Origin of the sequence: Microbacterium sp. USTB-Y (assembly GCF_023703415.1) — a bacterium.
GTDB lineage: Bacteria > Actinomycetota > Actinomycetes > Actinomycetales > Microbacteriaceae > Microbacterium.
Genome location: NZ_JAGMTU010000006.1, coordinates 49,551 through 70,343 on the forward strand (window position 1 = coordinate 49,551; position 20,793 = coordinate 70,343).

The following is a 20,793-nucleotide window of genomic DNA, read 5'->3' on the forward strand; positions in this document are numbered from 1 at the left end:
CGCATCGCCGTCACCCGTTCTCGTCGCGCGCGGGCGTGGTCGCCGGTGGTGCGGTGTCGACGACCGTGACGGACATCGCGGTCAGGACCGTCTGCTCCTCGCCCGCCGCCACCGCGCCCGCGGGGAAGAACCGGCGTTCTCCGATGACCTGGCCCGTGCCGGGGTCGATGATGATCTCCTGGCGCTCGCCCGAGCGCTGCGGCTCGTCACGCCCGATCGCCACGCCGACCCGCCCGTCGAGGTTCGCCACGCCGTCGGTCGACGTGGTGCCCGGGATCAGCGCGAGCGCCTCGAAGAGACGCGCGCGCACGGGAGCCGGCACCGGGTAGGTGCGCAGCAGATCCGTGATCCGCACGAAGTCGTCCTCGTCCCGGCTCGCCGAGCCGCCCTGGTACTGCGCGTCGAAGTAGGCGAGGGTCTCGGCGCCGGATCCGATCGGGATCGCGCTCAGGTCCTGCGAGGCCCAGGGGCTGCCGTAGAACCGGCCCTCCGGGGCGTGGATCGTCTCCGCGACGAACGCGCCGTCTCCGGTCTGGCCGTGCTCCCAGTCCCGGTACAGCGCCCATTCGGCGCCCGGATCGGAGGGGATGTAGACGTCGACGTTCTGGATGTTCGACGGCAGCCTCGTGACCGTCTGGTCGGACGTGCCCTGGTAGCTGGCCCAGTCGGCGCGGGTGTGGAACTTCAGGTACTGCCCCGGTCCCGCCTCGGGATCGCTGTAGGTGATCGCCTCGGCGGCGGCCTGGCGCAGCACGATCGCCGCGGCGCTCGCCGATTGCGGATGCGGCGGGGCGAGCACGCCGCCCACGACGACGGCCGCGGCGACGGCGGCCGCGGCGGTGAGGCCGACGGCGGCCCAGCGCACCGGGTGCCGGCGGCGCGGCGCGCGGGATGCGGAGGTCTTCTCGGCCGCGCGCATCGCGGTCTCGAGCTTCCGGTACGCAGGAGCGAGCCGGGCCGCGTCGGGCTCGGCGACGTCGTCACGCAGTCTGCGGAGCAAGGTCAGGTCGTCCATTTTCACCCTCCTCAGGTGTGGAGCGGAGCAGGCGCCGGGCACGGTTGAGTCTCGACTTCACCGTGCCGACGGGGATGTGCAGGGCCTCGGCGATCTCGTCGTACGAGAGCTCGGCCCAGGCGAACAGCAGCAGGCAGTCGCGGTCCCCGGCGGAGAGCCGGCGGATCCGCCCGGCGAGACGTCCGACCGCGAGCTGCGCGTCCAGCGCCTCGTCGGGGTGGTGCGTCGTCACCGGCGATGGCGCGCTGCGCTCCATCGCCTTCAGCACCCGCGCGGTGGCGATGCGATGGCGGTGGATGAGGTTCGTCGCAATGCCGAACAGCCAGGGTCGGGCATCCTCCCGTGCGGGATCGAACCGGGCGCGGCGCTGGAACGCGATCAGGAAGGTCTCGCTCGTGACGTCGTCGGCGACGGCGTCACCGGCCCGTCGGGCCGCGTAGCGATGCACTGCTCCTGCGTAGCGGTGGAAGATCTCGCCGAAGGCCGACGGATCCGTCACCGACCTCGCGATCACCGTGTTGTCGTTGTTCACATCCTGTATTCCTCGGAGGAGTCGTTCGTGTTCACGATTCTTCCGGGTGGGGCCTCCTCGGCGTCCTCGACGGCGCGGCGCGGGCCGTGGATCCGGGTCGAAGGGAAGGCTGGGAGGATGCGGGATGAGCAGGTGGCGGCGGCCTACGACGCGCGGGCGGCCGAGTACATCGCGCTGATCGGGAGCATCGAGCAGCTGGAGGACGCCGATGTGGCGCTCATCGCGCGCTGGCGGGACGAGACCCCCGGACAGCTCCTCGACGCCGGCTGCGGGCCGGGCCTGTGGACCGCGTTCCTCGCGGAGAGCGGACGGGACGTGATCGGGGCGGACGTCTCCGTCGAGTTCCTCGCCGCGGCGCGTGCCGCGCATCCGGGCCTGCGTTTCGAGGCGGCGTCGATCCGCGACCTTCCGTACCCCGACGGCGCCTTCGGAGGGATCCTCGCCTGGTACTCGCTGATCCACGCGGAGCCCGAGGAGCTGCCGGGGATGCTCGCCGAACTGGCGCGGGTGACCGCCCCCGGAGGCCGGATCCTCATCGGCTTCTTCGACGGCGCACCGGGCGAGGAGTTCGCCCACGCCGTCGCACCCGCCCGCTACTGGTCGGCGCCGGCCCTTGCCGCGCGGCTCGGCGACGCGGGGCTCGACGTCGTGCACGCCGAACGACGGGAGCGAGAGCCGGGCGCCGCGGGCAGCGTCCGACCGCACGGGGCCGTGATCGCCGAACGCCGTTGAAGACGGGTCGAGACAGGGTCCGGGCCCCTGGCAGGGGGTTCCGCCGCGCGCAGCGGCGTGCGCGCCGCTCGGAGATGTGCGATTGCTTCGGACGAAACGGGTGATTCCGTCCGATCGAAGCGCACATCTCCGCGCGAGGCGCCCGCCGGGCTCGGACCGGATCTGCGGATCCCGTCCGAAGATCGCGTCCTTCTCCGAGCGAAGCGTCCGCCGTCGTCATCGTCGGAACCGCGCCCCGCATCCCGCCTAGAATCGAACGCATGCCCGCAGGCGAGTCCTTCTACATCACCACGCCGATCTACTACCCCTCCGACGTGCCCCACATCGGGCATGGCTACACCAGCGTCGCCGTGGACACCCTCGCGCGCTGGCACCGCCAGTCGGGTGACGACACCTGGATGCTCACCGGCACCGACGAGCACGGCCAGAAGATGCTGCGTGCGGCGGCCGCGAACGGCGTGACCCCGCAGGAGTGGGTGGACAAGCTCGTCAGCGAGAGCTGGTTCCCGCTGCTGAAGACCCTCGACGTCGCCAACGACGACTTCATCCGCACCACCCAGGAGCGGCACGAGACCAACGTGCAGGTGTTCTTCCAGAAGCTCTACGACGCGGGCTACATCTACGCAGGCGAGTACGAGGCGCTGTACTGCGTGGGCTGCGAGGAGTTCAAGCCCGAGTCCGAGATCGTCGACGGCACCGGTCCCTTCGAGGGCCTCAAGGTCTGCGCGATCCACTCCAAGCCGCTCGAGCTGCTGCAGGAGAAGAACTACTTCTTCAAGCTCAGCGAATTCCAGGACCGCCTGCTCGAGCTCTACAAGACCGAGCCCGACTTCGTGCGCCCCGACTCGGCGCGCAACGAGGTCGTCTCGTTCGTCTCGCAGGGACTCAAGGACCTCTCCATCTCGCGTTCCACGTTCGACTGGGGTATCCCGCTGCCGTGGGACACCTCGCACGTCATCTACGTGTGGGTCGACGCGCTCCTCAACTACGCGACCGCCGTCGGCTACGGCTCCGACGAGGAGACCTTCGCGCGCCGCTGGCCGGCGTACCACGTGGTGGGCAAGGACATCCTGCGCTTCCACGCGGTGATCTGGCCGGCCATGCTCATGGCGGCGGGCCTCGAGGTGCCCAAGGGCGTGTTCGCGCACGGCTGGCTGCTCGTGGGCGGCGAGAAGATGTCGAAGTCGAAGCTCACCGGCATCGCGCCGACCGAGATCACCGACGTCTTCGGATCCGACGCCTACCGGTTCTACTTCCTCTCCGCGATCGCGTTCGGGCAGGACGGATCCTTCTCCTGGGAGGACCTCTCCGCCCGCTACCAGGCCGAGCTCGCGAACGGGTTCGGCAACCTCGCCTCGCGCACGATCGCGATGATCGAGCGCTACTTCGACGGCGTCGTGCCGGCGGCGGGGGAGTACACCCCGCAGGATCTCGCGGTGCAGGAGCTCGTGGCGAAGGCCGCGGTCGACGCGGACGCCGCCGTCGAGCGGTTCCGCATCGACGAGGCGATCGCCGATGTGTGGACGATCGTCGACGCGCTCAACGGCTACATCACCGAGAACGAGCCGTGGGCGCTCGCCAAGGACGAGGAGCAGCGCGACCGCCTCGGGACCGTGCTGTACACCTGTGCCGAGGGGCTGCGTGCGCTCGCGGTCCTGCTGTCGCCGGTGATGCCGCAGTCGACCGCGAAGCTCTGGGACGCCCTGGGCGCGGAGGGCGGCCTCGGCGCGCTCACCGCGCAGCCGCTGCGCGACGCCGGGCGCTGGGGGCAGCTGCCGGCGGGGATCCGCGTGCAGGCGCTCGCACCGCTCTTCCCGCGCATCGAGGCCACGGCCTGACCGCATGAGCGAGACCCCGGACACCTATGTGCGCGAGCGGGCGACCGAGGGGCGCAAGGACCTGCGCTACCCCGAGGCGCCCGAGCCGCTCGCGGTGCCGGTGTACGACAACCACTGCCACCTCGAGATCGCCGACGGGGACGTGGGCCTGTCGCTCACCGAGCAGCTGGACCGGGCTGAGGCCGTCGGGATCGCCGGCGTCGTGCAGGCCTCCGGCGACATCGAGTCGTCGCGCTGGGCCGTCGATGCCGCCGAGTCGGATCCGCGCGTGCTCGCCGCCGTCGCGATCCACCCGAATGACGCTCCCGCCTACGCCGACGCCGGACGTCTGGACGAGGCGCTCGCGGTGATCGACGGTCTCGCCGCCCGCCCGCGCACCCGGGCGATCGGCGAGACCGGGCTGGACTACTTCCGCACCGAGGAGCCGGGGCGCGCCGCCCAGCACGCCTCGTTCGAGGCGCACATCGCGCTCGCGAAGAAGCACGGGATCGCGATGCAGATCCACGACCGCGACGCCCACGACGACGTGCTGGAGACCCTGGGCCGCGTCGGCGCCCCGGAGCGCACGGTGTTCCACTGCTTCTCGGGCGACGAGGCGATGGCGCGGGTCTGCGCCGATGCCGGGTACTACCTCTCCTTCGCCGGGAACGTGACGTTCAAGAACGCGCAGAACCTGCGCGACGCGCTCGCCGTCACGCCGCGTGAGCGGATCCTCGTCGAGACCGATGCGCCGTTCCTGACGCCGGTGCCGCTGCGGGGGCGCCCGAACGCGCCCTACCTGATCCCGATCACGCTGCGCTTCCTGGCTGCCGAACTCGGCGTCGACGTCGACGAGCTCGCCGCGCAGATCGCCGCGAACACGCTCGAGGTCTACGGCTCGTTCGCCTGAACCTCGTCGAGCACGGGACGCGCGGAGACGATCTGCGAGATCGGCCGCCAGACGAACAGCAGGGTGAGCGCCGCTCCGGCGAAGGCGAACCACCACGGCGCGGTGAGCCCCCACGCCTGCGCGAGCACCCCGCCGAGCGCCTGGCCGATGACCATCCCGCCGAACACCCCGACGGAGTTCACCGACGACACCCGGCCCTGCAGCTCATGCGGCACGAGCCGCTGCCGCACCGTGGTCGAGATCGTGCCCCAGACGAACGCGTAGAAGCCGAACACGAACATGATGATCAGGGCGATCCAGCCCTGGGTGGTCAGGGCGAACGCGAGGTGCATGACGACCTCGAGCGAGAGGCAGACGCGCATCATGGTGGCGAACGACACGTGCCGCTCCAGCCAGCCGAAGCTCATCGTCGCGAGCAGTCCGCCGGCGGCCGACGCGGTCGTGAGCATGCCGTAGCCGATCGCCCCCATGCGCAGATGCTCGGTCGCGTAGAGCACGAGCACGCCCCAGGGTGCCGCCCAGGTCACGTTGAACAGCAGGATGATCACCACGAGCATCCGCACCGGAGGGTTCCGCCACAGCCAGCGCAGGCCCTCGGCGATGCGATGCACTGAGCTCGTCGAAGTGTCGGTGTGCACCTTCGCGGGGCGCGGATCCGCAGCGGCCGTCGTCGAGCCGCCCGCGTCGCGCGGAGGCACCGAAGTCCGCGCGATCCGGGAGATCAGCACGACCGCCAGGCTCACGCACACGGCCTCGAGCAGGAACGGCCAGGCGTGGCCCGCGGCGAACAGGAACGCGCCGAGCGGAGGACCGGCGAACTGGTTCGCGACGAGGAACCCCGCCTGCAGGCGGGCGTTGCCGAGCCCGAGGTCCACCGGCTTCAGGAGCATCGGCAGCAGTGTGGATCCCGCGGTGTCGACGAACACCTCCGCGGTGCCGTAGAGGAACGCGGAGGCCAGCACGATCCAGATGTTCGCCATGCCGGTCACGAGGAACGCGCACAGCGCGAGCAGCACGAGCGCGCGCGCACCGTTCGCCACCATGACCAGCCGGCGGCGGTCGAAGCGGTCGGCGATCGCGCCCGCGTGCAGGCCGAACACCAGCCAGGGCAGGAACTGCAGGATCGCCCCGGCCGCCACGAGGATCGGCGAGGAGGTCATCGACGCGATCAGCAGGGGGGCGGCGGCCAGCGCCACGCCGTCGCCGACGTTGCTGGTCCAGCTCGAGGCGAGCAGCCAGCGGAAGTCGGTGCCCAGGCGGCGCGGCGCGACGACTTCACCGATCCAGGACATCCGAGAAGACTATCGACGGTAGGGGACAATGGTCAGATGACCGTCTCCCTGCTCGGCGCCGCCGATATCCGCCGGCTCGCCGCCGAACTCGATGTGACGCCCACCAAGAAGCTCGGCCAGAACTTCGTCGTCGATGCGAACACCGTGCGCAAGATCGTCCAGGCCGCCGCCGTGCAGCCGTCGGAGCGGGTCGTGGAGATCGGCCCGGGTCTCGGATCGCTGACCCTGGCGATCCTCGAGACGGGCGCGAGCGTCACCGCGGTGGAGATCGACCACCGCCTCGCCGCGCGCCTGCCGCAGACCGCGCGCGACCGCGGCGTGCCGGAGGGGGCGCTGACCGTCGTGGACGCCGACGCGATGCGGGTGACGGAGCTGCCGGGCGAGCCGGCCGTGCTCGTCGCGAACCTGCCCTACAACGTCTCGGTGCCGGTGCTGCTGCACTTCCTCGAGACCTTCCCCTACCTCCAGCGCGGCGTCGTCATGGTGCAGGCCGAGGTCGCGGAGCGGCTGGCGGCGAAGCCCGGCTCCAAGATCTACGGAGCCCCGAGCGTCAAGGCCGCCTGGTACGGGCCGTGGAAGCTCAGCGGCACGGTGTCGCGACAGGTGTTCTGGCCGGTGCCGAACGTCGACAGCCTGCTCGTCGGGTTCCATCGGGATCCGCAGCCGCGCGGATCCGACCAGGAGCGTCTGCGCACGTTCGCGATCGTGGACGCCGCGTTCAACCAGCGGCGCAAGATGCTGCGTCAGGCGCTGTCCGGGATCTTCGGCAGTTCCGCCGAGGCCTCCGCCGTGCTCGAATCGGCCGGCGTCGCGCCGACGGCGCGGGGTGAGGATCTCACCGTGGACGACTATCACCGCATCGCGCGGGTCGCGCCGAAGGACTGAGCGGATCGAGCCCGGATCCGTTTCCCCCGAAGTTGTGCCCTCTCGGGTTTCGGGTTCCCGAGAGGGCACATTCACTTCACTTGGAGGTACCTTCACGTCGACCGAGTCCCCAGATCCCGGTCGACTTCCTCAGCTGAGGTCTCGACAATAACACCGGATCACCTTGTCCCCCAAATGGGGGACAAGGACAAATGCTGAGAGTTTGCCGTGAATGGGCGCGGCGCGGCGGGGCGCGGGCGCCGTACCCGCGTCTCGAGGGTGTGCAGCCAGGCGATCACGGAGCCGAAGGCGAGCGCCTCGAACACCGTGAGCGTGATGACCCCGGCGACCAGGGCCGTCATGCCGACGGCGAGCACGATCGTCGCTCCGACGGCGAGGCGGTCGAGCGTGCGGGACGCCCCGCGCAGGTGCAGGCGATGCATGAGGAGCAGCCCCGCGGAGGAGGCGAGGGCGCCGTTGGCGGCGCGCTCATGCGCGAACACGTTGTAGGAGAGCGGCAGGACGCCGACGAGCGCGAGGCTGAGGCCGAGCCCGACGATGAGCAGCGGCACGACCGTCGAAACAGCCGCATTCGCGCCGATTCCCGCGAGGGATCCGCTCTTGAGGCCGCGACGGACCGGCACGGCGGCGAGGGCGATCACCGCACCCGCGAGCACCATCCCGAGGTTGAAGTACGCGCTGGAGTCGTCCTGCATCGCTCCGAGCCTGCTGAAGCAGGAGAGCCACCACCGGGGGTCGGCGGTGGTCAGCGCGGCTGCGGGAATGCATACGCAGAGCACTCCCGCGGCCAGGAGCACGAGGGGGGTACGCCGAGGCCAGTGCATGACGGATCCTGTCGCCGCACGCTCGGGCGAATGCACTTTTCGGGTGGAGATCCGCACTGGGGGCGAGCGTGATCGGACGCGGATCGGGCTCGGTCCGCGGTTGGCCGATCATCCTAGCGAGTCTGCGAGATATCGGCGAGCGCCGCCCGGGGCCCCGGCCCGCCCGAACTGCGGAAAGAGAGCCGGGGAATCGGGTGCGACGAGGCGCAGCGCCGCTAACCTGGGACGGTGACCGAGCCGCGCTTCCGCCCAGACGTCCTCGACATCCATCGCCCCCACACCGCCGCCGCGGACCGCTATGAGGGGGCCCATTTCCGGCAGGTCGGGTCGTCCGGCCTCTTCCTGCCGGCGATCTCGCTCGGGCTGTGGTGGAACTTCGGCGACAACATCCCGATGGACGATCAGCGCGCCCTCCTGCGGCACGCGTTCGACCGGGGGATCACGCACTTCGACCTGGCGAACAACTACGGCCCGCCGTACGGCTCCGCGGAGAAGAACTTCGGGCGGATCTTCGCCGAGGACCTGCGGCCCTACCGTGACGAACTGATCATCTCGTCGAAAGCGGGCTGGGACATGTGGCCGGGGCCGTACGGAGACCTCGGCAGCCGCAAGTACATCCTGGCCAGCGCCGAGCAGTCGCTGACCCGGATGGGGCTGGACTACGTCGACATCTTCTATTCGCACCGGGTGGATCCGGAGACGCCCATCGAGGAGACCATCGGCGCGCTGGACACTCTCGTCCGGCAGGGCAAGGCGCTGTACGTCGGCATCTCGTCCTACAGCGCGGAGCGCACGGAGGCCGCGGCGGACATCGCCCGCGAGCTCGGCACGCCCCTCGTGATCCATCAGCCCTCGTACTCGATCCTGAACCGCTGGGTGGAGGACGGTCTCACCGAGACGCTCCGCGAGGAGGGGATGGGGGCGATCGCGTTCACACCGCTCGCGCAGGGGCTGCTCACCGGCAAGTACCTCGACGACGGCACCGCCGAGCGCGCCCAGAAGCGCGGCTCCCTGCCGGACCGCCCGCTCAGCGACGAGGGCCTCGGGGTCCTGCGTGCGCTGAACGACCTCGCCCGGGAGCGCGGTCAGAGTCTCGCCCAGCTGGCCCTGCAGTGGGTGCTGCGCGACGGCGTCGTGGCCTCGGCGCTCATCGGCGCCTCGCGGCCCGCGCAGCTCGACGAGAACCTCGGGGCGCTCGACGCGCCCGAGCTCACGGCCGAGGAGCTCGCGCGCATCGATCGGGTGGCCGGCGCGGGTCTCGATGTGAACCTGTGGTCGGTCTCCTCGGAGCTCTGAGGCGATGAGCATCGCGGAGGAGGCGCCGGACGACCAGCCCGTGCGCCGGGTGCACGTGCGGGCTCCGGGGAAGGTCAACCTCTTCCTCGGCGTGGGAGACCTCGACGACGACGGCTATCACGAGCTGTCCACGGTCTTCCAGGCGGTGTCCCTCTACGAGGACGTCATCGCGACGCCCGCCGACGACTTCACGATCAGCGTGTCGGGCGTCGCGGATCCGTCCACGGTCCCGCTCGACGACCGCAACCTCGCGATGCGCGCGGCGAAGCTCCTCGCCGCGGCCACGGGGTACGCGGGGGGAGCGCACCTGGACGTGCGCAAGAGCGTGCCGGTCGCCGGGGGGATGGGCGGCGGATCCGCGGATGCCGCGGCCGCCCTCGTCGCCTGCAACGAGCTGTGGCGCACGGGGCTCGACCACGGTCGCCTGCAGGAGCTCGGGGCCAGGCTCGGCGCCGATGTGCCCTTCTCGCTCCTGGGCGGCACCGCCGTCGGCTCGGGGCGCGGCGATGTGCTGACCCCCGCGCTCTCCCGTGGCCGGTACCAGTGGGTGCTGCTCCTCGACGACGAGGGGCTGTCCACTCCCGCGGTGTACCGGGCTTTCGACCTGGTGATGGCGGAGGACCGGCAGAGCGATGCGGAGCGCCACGCCGAGCGGCGCCGGCTGGACCCCGTGCAGGTGCCTCCGTCCTTCTTCGAGTCGCTCCTCTCGGGGGAGGCGTTCGAGCTCGGGCAGAGCCTGCGCAACCAGCTGGAGGCGGGATCCTTCCGGCTGCGCCCGCAATTGGAGGAGACCATCGACAGGGTGATCGGCGGAGGCGGCGGGCCGGTCGTCGGCGGGATCGTGTCGGGGTCCGGTCCGACCCTCGCGTTCCTCTGCGAGACGGCCGAGGGGGCGGACGCCACCGCCGAGATGCTCCGCGGCTGGGGGCGCACGGCGCTGCGGGCGCACGGGCCGGTGCGCGGCGCGCACGTCGTCTCGATCGAGTCCTGAGCCGATCCTCCGTCTCGCGCCGGGCGGATCGGGTCCGTGCGTGCGCGTCGGCGGCTTGGCCTCCATAATGGACTCATCCATGTGACCGTGCACATCGAGGAGGCTCTGCATGTCGACCTCCTCCGAGCGTGCCCGGATGCCCAGCATCCGCGACGTGGCACGCCTGGCCGGGGTCTCGCACCAGACCGTCTCGCGGGTGCTCAACGACCACCCCAGCATCCGGCCGGAGACGAAGGAGCGGGTGCTCGACGCGATCCGCGTGCTGGACTACCGGCCGAACGTGGCGGCGCGCGCGCTCGCCACGAGCCGGTCGAACATCCTGGGCGTGCTCTCGGCGACCACCGGCGAGTTCGGCCCGACGTCCTCGATCGCGGCGATCGAGGACGCGGCGCGGGCCGAGGGCTACTCGGTCAGCACGCTCAACCTGCCCGACACCACCCCGGAGGCGATCGGCGCCGCGGTGCGGCAGCTCGTCGGCGAGTCCGTCGACGGCATCGTGGTGCTCGCGCCGCAGGTGCGGGTGTTCAACGTGCTGCGGGGGATGGCGGTGACGGTGCCGTTCGTCAGCCTGCAGACCGCCTCCGGCTCGGACGGCTTCAGCCATTCCGCGGATCAGCTCGCCGGCGCGCGCATGATCACCGAGTACCTCATCCGGCTCGGGCACAGCGACATCCTGCACCTGGCGGGTCCGCAGGACTGGATCGAGGCCGAGTCGCGCATGCGCGGGTACCTGGATGCGATGCGCGACGCCGATCTGCCCACCATCCCGCCCATCCGCGGCGACTGGACCGCCGACTTCGGCTACTTCGCCGGTCAGGAGCTCGCGCGGCGCCGTGACTTCACCGCCGTGTTCGCCGCCAACGACCTGATGGCGATCGGCCTGATGCACGGCTTCCGCGACGCGGGGCTGCGGGTGCCGATCGATGTGAGCGTCGTGGGCTTCGACGACATCCCGGTGGCGGCGCACGTCGCGCCGCCGCTGACGACCGTGCACCAGGACTTCGCCGAGCTCGGCCGGCGGGCGGTGCGGATCCTGCTGGCGCAGCTGCGCGGGGACGCGGCGCCGGAGTTCGGGCCGGTCGTGCCGGTGCTGTGCGGACGCGAGTCCGCCGCGTCACGGTAAGGACACGAAATCGGCGTCGGCACTTGACACTGCCGAAGCGCGCAAGGCACCATGTAACCCGATGTGAACGGTAACATTGACCGGAACATCATCGGACCTGGTATCGAAGGAGATCCGTGAGCGAGACGACGGCGTTGCCCACCGTGGCGGGACCGATCCTCGAGATGCGCAGCATCACGAAGGAGTTCCCGGGCGTGAAAGCCCTCTCCGATGTGTCCATCACCGTCCGCACCGGCGAGGTGCACGCCATCTGCGGCGAGAACGGCGCGGGCAAGTCGACCCTGATGAAGGTGCTGTCCGGGGTCTACCCCTACGGCACGTACGACGGCGAGATCCTGCTCTACGGGCAGGAGCAGCGCTTCCGAGACATCGCCGCGAGCGAACATGCCGGAATCGTGATCATCCACCAGGAGCTCGCGCTGATCCCCGAGCTCTCGATCACCGAGAACATCTTCCTCGGCAATGAGATCCGCCGCGGCGCCCGCATCGACTGGACCGCGCAGAAGCAGCGCACGGTCGAGCTCCTCGCCCGCGTCGGCCTCAAGGAGGATCCCGACGTCGCGATCAAGCACCTCGGCGTCGGCAAGCAGCAGCTCATCGAGATCGCCAAGGCGCTCAACAAGGACGTCAAGCTGCTGATCCTCGACGAGCCCACCGCGGCGCTCAACGAGAACGACTCGCAGCACCTGCTCGACCTGATCCTCGGCCTCAAGGCCAAGGGGATCACGTCGATCATCATCAGCCACAAGCTCAACGAGATCGAGCAGATCGCCGACGAGATCACGATCATCCGCGACGGCCGCACGGTCGAGACGCTCGACGTCGGACGCGGCGAGATCAACGAGGACCGCATCATCCGCGGCATGGTCGGCCGCTCGCTGGAGAGCCGCTACCCCGACCGCACCCCCGAGATCGGCGAGGTGTTCTTCGAGGTCAAGGACTGGTGGGTGCGCCACCCCTCGGTCTCCGAGCGCATGGTCGTGAAGGGTTCCAGCATCGAGGTGCGCCGCGGGGAGGTCGTCGGCATCGCCGGCCTCATGGGGGCAGGGCGCACCGAGTTCGCGATGAGCATCTTCGGCCGCTCCTACGGGCAGTTCCTCTCCGGCACGATCGTCAAGGACGGCCAGGAGATCGCGCTGCCCGACGTGCGCAGCGCGATCCGGCACGGTCTCGCCTACGTGAGCGAGGACCGCAAGGTGCTCGGCCTCAACCTGCTGGACACCATCAAGCGCTCGATCGTCTCGGCGAAGCTCTCCAAGATCTCCCGCAACGGCGTCGTCAACGACATCGAGGAGGCGCAGGTGGCCGAGCGGTACCGGAAGTCCCTGCGCATCAAGACGCCGACGGTCGACCAGGGCGTGGGCACGCTCTCGGGCGGGAACCAGCAGAAGGTCGTGCTGGCCAAGTGGATGTTCACGGATCCGGATCTGCTGATCCTGGACGAGCCGACCCGCGGCATCGACGTCGGCGCCAAGTACGAGATCTACGGCATCATCAACGAGCTCGCGGCGCAGGGCAAGGGCGTCATCGTGATCTCCAGCGAGCTGCCCGAGCTGCTCGGCATGTCCGACCGCATCTACACCGTGTTCGAGGGACGCGTCACCGACTGCCTCCCCGCATCCGAAGCAACCCCGGAGGCGCTCATGCGCAGCATGACCTCCCTTACTCAGAAGGCGTCCGCATGAGCACCACGACCACGCCCGCACCGCAGGTACCCGCGCCCGAGCCGGGCTTCCGCTTCCGCGATCTCGGCAAGATGATGGGCGGCGGCCAGTCCACCGGACGTCAGTTCGGCATCCTCGGATCACTGATCGTCATCATCCTGATCTTCCAGGTCTGGACCGGAGGTCTGACGCTGTCGTCGGGCAACCTGATCAACGTCGTCAGCCAGTACTCCTACATCCTGATCCTGGCCATCGGCATGGTGATGGTCATCATCATGGGCCACATCGATCTCTCGGTCGGCTCGGTGGCCGCGTTCGTCGGCATCGTCGTGGCCCAGTCCATGGCGAACTGGCACTTCCCGTGGTGGGCGGCGATCCTGCTCGGCCTCGCCCTCGGCGCGCTCGTCGGCGCCTGGCAGGGCTTCTGGGTCGCGTTCGTGCGGGTGCCCGCGTTCATCGTCACCCTCGCCGGCATGCTGTTCTTCCGAGGCGCCAACCAGGCGGTCGGGCAGTCGACGTCGGTGGCGGTTCCGGCCGACTTCCAGTTCATCGGCGCGGGCTACCTTCCCGAGCTCGCCGTGCCGCTCAACTTCAACGTGCTGACGATGCTGCTCGCGGTCCTGGCCGCGGCATGGGTCGTGTTCTTCGAGTTCCGCATGCGCGCCTCGCAGCGCAAGGCCGGCACCGAGAGCGCCCCGCTCTGGGTGAGCGTGGTGAAGATCGTGGTCCTCGCCGCGATCATCCTCGCGGCCGGCTGGCTGTTCGCCAACGGACGGCCGGGCACGAGCTTCCCGATCTCGGGGCTCATCCTGCTGGTGCTCGTCATCGTCTACACCTTCGTCACCAACAACACCGTCTTCGGCCGCCACATCTACGCGGTCGGCGGCAACCGCCAGGCGGCTCGCCTCAGCGGCGTGAAGGACCGGTGGACCGACTTCTTCGTCATGATGAACATGTCGGTGCTCGCCTCGGTCGCGGCGATGATCTACGTCGCCCGCGCCACGGCCTCCGGTCCTCAGGACGGCAACGGCTGGGAGCTCGACGCGATCGCGGCCGTGTTCATCGGCGGCGCGGCCGTCTCCGGCGGCATCGGCACCGTGATCGGCTCGATCATCGGTGGCCTGGTCATGGCCTTCCTCAACAACGGCATGGCGCTGCTCGGCGCGGGCGCCGACACGGTCGCGATGGTGAAGGGACTCGTGCTGCTCGGGGCCGTCGCCGTCGACGTCTGGAACAAGCAGCAGGGCCGGCCGTCCATCACCGGATTCATCACCCGACGGTTCTCCCGCGCGGAGGAGCCGTTCCCCACCACCGCTGGCGGCACTGCGAGCGGAAAGTAAGAAGAGGTCCGGGCCGCTCGCGCGGCGCGATCCTGCATTCACCTGAGATGCAACACCAAGAGAGAAAGAGATCCCAATGAAGAAGATCCTCCTTTCGGCGACAGCGCTCGTCGTCGCGGGTGCCTTCGCCCTGACCGGCTGCTCGTCCGAGCGTGGCGGAACCCCCGCCGCGAGCGGCGACAGCACGGCCAAGGGCTTCGCAGCCGACGCGAAGATCGGTGTCGCCCTGCCGGACAAGACCAGTGAGAACTGGGTGCTGGCGGGGAAGCTGTTCACCGACGGGCTGACCAAGGCGGGCTTCAAGCCCGACGTGCAGTACGCGCCGGCCAGCAACACGGTCGCCGAGCAGCAGAACCAGATCCAGGCGATGGTCACCGGTGGTGCGAAGGTCATCATCATCGGCGCCAAGGACGGCAAGCAGCTGTCCACCCAGGTCAAGGCGGCGCACGACGCCGGCGCGACCGTCATCGCCTACGACCGCCTGATCGAGAACACCGACGCGGTCGACTACTACGTCGCGTTCGACAACTTCAAGGTCGGCCAGCTGCAGGGCCAGGCCCTGCTCGACGGTCTCGCCAAGCGCGCGGGCCACCCGGCGCCGTACAACATCGAGCTGTTCTCCGGATCCGCGGACGACGCGAACTCGGCGGTCTTCTTCAAGGGCGCCATGGACGTGCTCGAGCCGAAGATCAAGGACGGCACGCTCAAGGTGGTCTCCGGCCAGACCGAGATCACCCAGACGGCGACCGACGGCTGGAAGGCCGAGAACGCGCAGCGCCGCATGGACGCCCTGCTCACGGCGAACTACAGCTCCGCCACGATCGACGGCGTGCTGAGCCCGAACGACACCCTGGCCCGCGCCATCATCACCTCGGTGCAGCAGGCCGGCAAGCCGGTTCCGGTCGTCACCGGCCAGGACTCCGAGGTCGAGTCCGTCAAGTCGATCATGGAGGGCGTGCAGTACTCCACGATCAACAAGGACACCACGCTGCTCGTCGCCCAGGCGATCAAGATGACCGAGCAGCTGCAGAAGGGCGAGAAGGTCGACGTCAACGACACCAAGTCGTACAACAACGGCGTCAAGGTCGTCCCGTCCTACCTGCTCGCTCCGGTCATCGTGACCAAGGAGAACGCGGCGGAGGCGTACGCCAACGTCCCGAACCTCCTCGAGATCGTCAAGTCGTACAAGTAACACCCGTATCGCGAAGGGCCGCGCGGACAGCACCGCGCGGCCCTTCGTCGTACCCGGCCCGAGGGGCGGAGGATCAGGCCGTTCCGCGGCGGTCGGCGCCGGGTCGCGCACGCAGGCGCCGTCGTGCGGCGGCGGCCGTGCTGCGTGCGGTGCGCACGGCGCGCAGCACGGCCGCGCGCGGGCGGGCGGAGACGCCCCAGCGCCAGTCGTGCGCGTCGCCGAATGCGACGAGCTCGATGTCGTTCGGCTCCTCCGAGGCCAGGAGCGCGACCGAGTACTCGGCGCGCCTCGCCAGATACGGCTCGCGCCGGAAGACCGTCGGCAGGAACGGTTCGAGCCGGCCGGCGATGTCCAGCGTCAGCATGGTCCGCATGCACTTCCAGCAGCGCGAGCAGTTGGTCGCGCGTCCCGGATCCGCCTCCACGCAGACATCGAGATACCTCGCGTACGGCGTGCCGGCGAGGGCGAGGGTCCGATCGATGCGGGAGAGGCCGGAGCTCGTCGACTCCAGCGTCAGCGCCGGGGTCGACAGCATCGGGAAGGTCATCGCGCCGGCGAGGCCGATGTCGCCGTGCGGAGGCGGCATCCGCACGTTCCGGTAGGCGCCCTCCGAGGCATGGTAGGAGCGCCCCATCCCGCCGCCGAGCAGATGCGCCGCGGCCGCGTTGCGGAAGGTCACGGTCTCCATGAAGCCCATCTGCGGATAGTGCGCGTCGAGATTGCTGTCGATGCGGAGGAAGGGCAGCCCGAGCTCCGCGGCCAGCGGTGCCAGCGCCCGCCAGCGCGCCTCCCAGAGCGCGTCGTTGCGGTCGCCGTGGGCGCCGACGTTGTTGTTGAGCAGGTGGGTGATGCGCATGCCGGCCGGGATGTCCGAGGCGAGCGCGTACTCCGCGAGCGTCGCGAAGCTGTCGACGCCGCCGGAGAAGCCGGTCACGACGCCGGGTGCCGGCGCACCCGAGGCGACGGTGCCGTCGGCGGTCACGGGGATGCGACGGTACTCCGCGTGCACCGCGCGCACGAGCGCCTGCAGATCGTGGTTCAGCCGGTGCAGGAGCACGTCCGTGACGGATCCTCCGACGTGCAGCGCGCGCCCGTAGCGCATGGCGGGCAGCAGCAGGGCGACGGCCACGTGGTCCGCACGATCGCCGAGCAGGTCCGCGTGCTCCTCGGGCACCGAGAACCACAGCGGTGCGGCTCCCGCGACCTCGGCGATCGAGCGCACGTTCCCGCTCCCGTCGCGCGATCGCCGCCGCGGCGCGGCGACCAGCGCCGCGGCGGAGTCGAGGACCATGTCGAAAGGATAGCGAGCCGCACCGGGCGCAGGGCAGCGGCGTCGTGCGCGCGGGTGGTGCTTCATCATCAGCGCCGCGAGGGCCGCTCTGACTAGACTGGGCGGCGGATCGACGTCGCTCCACCCACCCACTCACCTCTTGAACAAGGAGCACCCTGTGGCACTGATCGAGGCTGTAGGCGCACGCGAGATTCTCGACTCCCGTGGCAACCCGACCGTCGAGGTGGAGGTGCTCCTCGACGACGGCATCGTGCAGCGCGCCGCCGTCCCCTCCGGTGCGTCCACCGGTGCGTTCGAGGCGTACGAGCTGCGCGACGGCGACAAGAGCCGCTACGGCGGCAAGGGCGTGCTCAAGGCCGTCGAGGCGGTCATCGACGAGCTCGGCCCGGCGATCGAAGGCGTCGAGGCCAGCGAGCAGCGCATCATCGACGAGATCCTCATCGAGGTCGACGGCACCGACAACAAGAGCCGGGTCGGCGCGAACGCGATCCTCGGCGTCAGCCTCGCGGTCGCCAAGGCCGCCGCGGACTCCGCCGACCTGCCGCTGTTCCGCTACCTGGGCGGCCCGAACGCGCACCTGCTGCCCGTTCCGCTGTTCAACGTCATCAACGGCGGTTCGCACGCCGACAACGGCATCGACATGCAGGAGTTCTTCCTCGCCCCGATCGGTGCGGACAGCTTCTCCGAGGCGCTGCGCTGGGGCACCGAGGTCTACCACGTGCTCAAGGGAGAGCTGAAGGCGGCGGGCTTCGCCACCGGCCTCGGCGACGAGGGCGGCTTCGCCCCCGACCTGCCCAGCAACCGCGAGGGCCTCGAGTTCCTGGTCAAGGCCATCGAGAAGGCCGGCTTCACGCCGGGCACCGACATCGCCCTGGGCCTCGACGCCGCCGCCACGGAGTTCTTCAACGACGGCGCGTACCGCCTCGACGACAAGGACTGGGACGCGGCGTCGCTCACCGACTACTACGTGAGCCTGGTGAAGGACTTCCCGATCGTCACGATCGAGGACGCTCTCGCCGAGGACGACTGGGACGGCTGGAAGGCACTCACCGAGAAGCTCGGCTCGCAGATCCAGCTCGTCGGCGACGACCTGTTCGTCACCAACCCGGAGCGTCTGCAGAAGGGCATCGACCTGGGCGTCGCCAACTCGCTGCTCGTCAAGGTCAACCAGATCGGCACGCTGTCCGAGACCCTCGACGCGATCAGCCTCGCGCACCGCTCGGGCTACACCACGATGCTTTCGCACCGCTCGGGCGAGACCGAGGACACCACGATCGCCGACCTCGTCGTCGCCGTGAACTCGGGCCAGATCAAGAGCGGCGCGCCCGCTCGGTCGGAGCGCGTCGCGAAGTACAATCAGCTTCTGCGCATCGAGGAGGAGCTGGGTGACGCCGCGGTGTTCGCCGGGCGTTCCGCCTTCCCGCGTTTCAAGGGCTGACCAGCACATCTGCTGACACGCTCTGTCAACCGGCTGACGGTGGAGGAGGAGTCATGACCGAACGGCGGACTCCTCCTTCGTCGTCTCCGAGAGCGACCGCCGCGCCGCGCCAGGCCGGCGCCCGCGCCGTGGACGTGCGGGGCTGGGTCGGCGGCATCCGGCTCAGCGGGTTCATGGTGATCATGCTCTCCCTCGTCGTGCTGGGAGCCTGGGTCCTGGTGCCGACGCTGGGCACCTACCTCGACCAGAGGCAGCGGATCGCGGCGCTCGAGCACTCCGTGACGGTCACTCAGAAGCAGATCGACGATCTCAAGGCCGAGCGGGCGCGCTGGAACGACCCCGCGTACATCACCGCGCAGGCGCGTCAGCGGCTCTTCTACGTCAAGCCGGGAGAGGTCGTCTACCTCATCGACAACGACATCGATCCCGCGGCTCGTCCGGTCGAGCAGGCGAGGGTCAGCGACACCGTGCAGGAGAAGTCCTCCGACTGGGCGGGCCAGCTGCTGCGCAGCGTGACCGAGGCCGGGCTCGCCAAGACCGCGACCGGCTCGACCGGCCGCTGAGGACCCTCCCGGTTCGACCCCGTACCCTGGAGGGGTGACCACGCCGCCCTTCGCCCCGCCCACCGACGCCGAGATCGCGGTCGTCTCCGCACAGCTCGGCCGCGAGGCCCGCGGAGTCGTGGGCATCGCCGCCCGCTGCGTGTGCGGCAACCCGACGGTCGTGGCGACGCTGCCGCGGCTGCCCGACGGCTCGCCGTTCCCCACGTTCTACTACCTCACGCACCCCGTCGCGGCGGCCGCGATGTCGACCCTCGAGGCCGAGCACGCGATGCCGGAGCTCGCCCAGCTGCTCGACGACGAGGAGGTCGCCGCCGCCTACCTGCGCGCGCATCAGGCCTTCCTCGCGGACCGGTCGCAGTACGGCGACGTGCCCGAGATCGCCGGGGTGTCCGCGGGGGGCATGCCCACTCGCGTGAAGTGCCTGCACGCGCTGGCCGGCCACGCGCTCGCCGCGGGGGAGGGCGTCAACCCCATCGGGGACGAGGCTCTGCGCCGCGCCCGGTGGTCGCCGGAGCGCTGCGAGTGCGTCGAGCCGGGAGCCGCGCGGGGACGGTGAGCCGAGCCCGATGACCGCGCCCCGCATCACGCCCCGCGCCCGACGGCTCCGCACCGTCGTCGCGCTCCTCGTGCTCGCCGTCGCGACGCCGCTGGCGATGGCGGCGACGCCCACCCCGACTCCGACGGCGGATCCCGAGCGCGCGGCGGAGTACTGGCTCGAGGGTGCGCACATCGACGCCGCCTGGAAGACCACGCGCGGCGCGGGCGTGACGATCGCGATCATCGACACCGGCATCGCGAACGGGCCGAGCGCGTTCCAGGGCGCCGTCACCGACGGCACGGACGTGTCGGGCATCGGATCCGACGACGGTCGCACGCCGCTCGGGCCCCTGGACAGCGACCACGGCTCCCGGGTCGCCTCGCTCGCCGCCGGACGCCCGAACGCCGACGGGACGGGCATGATCGGGGTGGCGCCGGAGGCCAAGCTGCTCTCGATCTCGCTGGGGTTCGGCACGACGGCCCCGGTGCCCTTCACGAAGCAGGTCGCGGACGCGATGCGGTGGGCGGTGGATCACGGCGCGAACGTGATCAACCTGTCCTTCACCACGAACACCCTGGAGTGGGACCGCAGCTGGGACGACGCGTTCCTCTACGCGTTCCAGCACGATGTCGTGGTCGTCGTCGCGGCCGGCAACCGTGGCAGCGGCACCGCCATGGTCGGGGCCCCCGCGACCATCCCGGGCGTGCTCGCGGTCGGAGGCGTCGACCAGCGCGGGGTCGCCAGCCGTGCGGCCTCGACGCAGGGCATCTCGATCGCGGTCTCGGCACCCAGCGAGTCGCTGCTCGGCGTCGACGCCGACGGCACCGTCGAGACCTGGAACGGGACCAGCGGCGCGGCCCCCATCGTCGCCGGCGTGGTGGCGCTGGTGCGCGCCGCGCATCCGGACATGGATGCGAACAACGTGATCAACCAGATCATCCAGACCGCCCGGCCCGCGCCGCAGGCGACGGCGCATCCGGATCCTCTGTACGGCTACGGACTGATCGACGCCTCCGCCGCCGTGAGCTCGGCCGTGCCGCCCGTCGACGAGAACCCGCTCGGCGACCTGTCGGACTGGATCCGGTTGCACCGCCGCGCCGAGGCTCCGGCGCCCGCGCAGTCCACCTCGACACCGCTCGCCATCCCGCCTCTGCCGAAGGCCGATGCCCCGACGAAGGCGACCTCGCCGCTGATCCCCAGCCCGGATTCGCTGCTGTACGGTACCCTCCCGCTCGCGGCGCTCACGGTGCCTGGTATCCTTATAGCGCTTGGCGTCACCGCTGCTGCCCGGCGCATCCGTTCGGCGCGCGCTTCCGCACGCCAAAATCCCGATGACTGAGGAGTTAGCCT

At 70.3% G+C, this 20,793-nt stretch carries 19 protein-coding genes; 14 read left to right on the forward strand and 5 right to left on the reverse strand.

The window, feature by feature from the left end; genetic code table 11:
* Positions 1–10: 10 nt before the first annotated feature.
* Positions 11–1,015: a CU044_5270 family protein gene (locus J8G10_RS15135; protein ID WP_251446735.1), complete on the reverse strand. Its 1,005-nt coding sequence runs from the start codon at positions 1,013–1,015 to the stop codon at positions 11–13.
* Positions 981–1,547 (reverse strand): sigma-70 family RNA polymerase sigma factor, encoded by a 567-nt coding sequence (locus tag J8G10_RS15140; RefSeq protein WP_251446738.1) that lies wholly within the window; start codon positions 1,545–1,547, stop codon positions 981–983. Before J8G10_RS15140 ends, J8G10_RS15135 begins: the two co-directional genes overlap by 35 nt.
* Before the next feature lie 117 nt (positions 1,548–1,664).
* Between J8G10_RS15140 and J8G10_RS15145 the strand changes: the two genes are divergently transcribed.
* The 3 genes from J8G10_RS15145 (at position 1,665) to J8G10_RS15155 (ending at position 5,006) form a co-directional block, all read left to right on the forward strand.
* Positions 1,665–2,279 carry a class I SAM-dependent methyltransferase gene (locus J8G10_RS15145; protein WP_251446741.1) on the forward strand — a complete coding sequence of 205 codons (615 nt, stop codon included), beginning with the start codon at positions 1,665–1,667 and terminating at the stop codon, positions 2,277–2,279.
* A gap of 260 nt (positions 2,280–2,539) precedes the next feature.
* Positions 2,540–4,117, forward strand: coding sequence for a methionine--tRNA ligase (metG, locus tag J8G10_RS15150; RefSeq protein ID WP_251446744.1), 1,578 nt, complete (start codon positions 2,540–2,542; stop codon positions 4,115–4,117).
* Between the two features lie 4 nt (positions 4,118–4,121).
* Positions 4,122–5,006: a TatD family hydrolase gene (locus J8G10_RS15155; RefSeq protein WP_251446747.1), complete on the forward strand. Its 885-nt coding sequence runs from the start codon at positions 4,122–4,124 to the stop codon at positions 5,004–5,006.
* Here J8G10_RS15155 and J8G10_RS15160 read toward each other — a convergent pair.
* A complete protein-coding gene (locus tag J8G10_RS15160; protein ID WP_251446750.1) occupies positions 4,988–6,298 on the reverse strand; it encodes an MFS transporter in 1,311 nt (436 codons plus the stop codon). The genes J8G10_RS15155 and J8G10_RS15160 overlap by 19 nt on opposite strands.
* A 36-nt stretch (positions 6,299–6,334) precedes the next feature.
* Between J8G10_RS15160 and rsmA the strand changes: the two genes are divergently transcribed.
* Positions 6,335–7,183, forward strand: a complete 849-nt coding sequence (gene rsmA / locus J8G10_RS15165) for a 16S rRNA (adenine(1518)-N(6)/adenine(1519)-N(6))-dimethyltransferase RsmA (protein ID WP_251446753.1) — start codon at positions 6,335–6,337, stop codon at positions 7,181–7,183.
* A 158-nt stretch (positions 7,184–7,341) separates the two neighbouring features.
* Here rsmA and J8G10_RS15170 read toward each other — a convergent pair whose 3' ends face one another.
* Positions 7,342–8,007, reverse strand: a complete 666-nt coding sequence (locus J8G10_RS15170; RefSeq protein WP_251446756.1) for a DUF998 domain-containing protein — start codon at positions 8,005–8,007, stop codon at positions 7,342–7,344.
* 228 nt (positions 8,008–8,235) lie between these two features.
* Here J8G10_RS15170 and mgrA point away from each other — a divergent pair, with 228 nt between their 5' ends.
* The 6 genes from mgrA (at position 8,236) to J8G10_RS15200 (ending at position 15,613) form a co-directional block, all read left to right on the forward strand.
* The gene (mgrA, locus tag J8G10_RS15175; RefSeq protein WP_308220712.1) at positions 8,236–9,303 is read left to right on the forward strand and encodes an L-glyceraldehyde 3-phosphate reductase; all 1,068 of its coding nucleotides are present in this window, start codon (positions 8,236–8,238) and stop codon (positions 9,301–9,303) included.
* Between the two features lie 4 nt (positions 9,304–9,307).
* Positions 9,308–10,294, forward strand: coding sequence for a 4-(cytidine 5'-diphospho)-2-C-methyl-D-erythritol kinase (locus tag J8G10_RS15180; protein WP_251446758.1), 987 nt, complete (start codon positions 9,308–9,310; stop codon positions 10,292–10,294).
* Between the two features lie 109 nt (positions 10,295–10,403).
* Entirely contained in the window at positions 10,404–11,417 is a 1,014-nt protein-coding gene (locus tag J8G10_RS15185) for a LacI family DNA-binding transcriptional regulator (protein ID WP_251446761.1), read from the forward strand.
* A gap of 164 nt (positions 11,418–11,581) precedes the next feature.
* Positions 11,582–13,102: a multiple monosaccharide ABC transporter ATP-binding protein gene (gene mmsA / locus J8G10_RS15190; RefSeq protein WP_285814422.1), complete on the forward strand. Its 1,521-nt coding sequence runs from the start codon at positions 11,582–11,584 to the stop codon at positions 13,100–13,102.
* Positions 13,099–14,421, forward strand: a complete 1,323-nt coding sequence (mmsB, locus tag J8G10_RS15195; RefSeq protein ID WP_251446764.1) for a multiple monosaccharide ABC transporter permease — start codon at positions 13,099–13,101, stop codon at positions 14,419–14,421. Before mmsA ends, mmsB begins: the two co-directional genes overlap by 4 nt.
* A gap of 76 nt (positions 14,422–14,497) precedes the next feature.
* Positions 14,498–15,613: a sugar-binding protein gene (locus J8G10_RS15200; protein ID WP_251446768.1), complete on the forward strand. Its 1,116-nt coding sequence runs from the start codon at positions 14,498–14,500 to the stop codon at positions 15,611–15,613.
* A gap of 73 nt (positions 15,614–15,686) precedes the next feature.
* Here J8G10_RS15200 and J8G10_RS15205 read toward each other — a convergent pair whose 3' ends face one another.
* On the reverse strand, positions 15,687–16,904 hold the full coding sequence (locus J8G10_RS15205) for a hypothetical protein (RefSeq protein ID WP_251446771.1): 1,218 nt from the start codon (positions 16,902–16,904) through the stop codon (positions 15,687–15,689).
* Positions 16,905–17,061: 157 nt separating this feature from the next.
* Here J8G10_RS15205 and eno point away from each other — a divergent pair, with 157 nt between their 5' ends.
* The 4 genes from eno to J8G10_RS15225 are packed head-to-tail and all read left to right on the forward strand — an operon-like array spanning position 17,062 to position 20,782.
* Positions 17,062–18,342, forward strand: a complete 1,281-nt coding sequence (gene eno / locus J8G10_RS15210; protein ID WP_251446774.1) for a phosphopyruvate hydratase — start codon at positions 17,062–17,064, stop codon at positions 18,340–18,342.
* 53 nt (positions 18,343–18,395) lie between these two features.
* Complete coding sequence (locus J8G10_RS15215; RefSeq protein WP_251446777.1) at positions 18,396–18,905, forward strand: septum formation initiator family protein; 510 nt, start codon at positions 18,396–18,398, stop codon at positions 18,903–18,905.
* A 34-nt stretch (positions 18,906–18,939) separates the two neighbouring features.
* Positions 18,940–19,461 (forward strand): DUF501 domain-containing protein, encoded by a 522-nt coding sequence (locus tag J8G10_RS15220; RefSeq protein ID WP_251446780.1) that lies wholly within the window; start codon positions 18,940–18,942, stop codon positions 19,459–19,461.
* Between the two features lie 10 nt (positions 19,462–19,471).
* Positions 19,472–20,782: a S8 family serine peptidase gene (locus J8G10_RS15225; protein ID WP_251446783.1), complete on the forward strand. Its 1,311-nt coding sequence runs from the start codon at positions 19,472–19,474 to the stop codon at positions 20,780–20,782.
* The last annotated feature ends 11 nt before the right edge of the window (positions 20,783–20,793 follow it).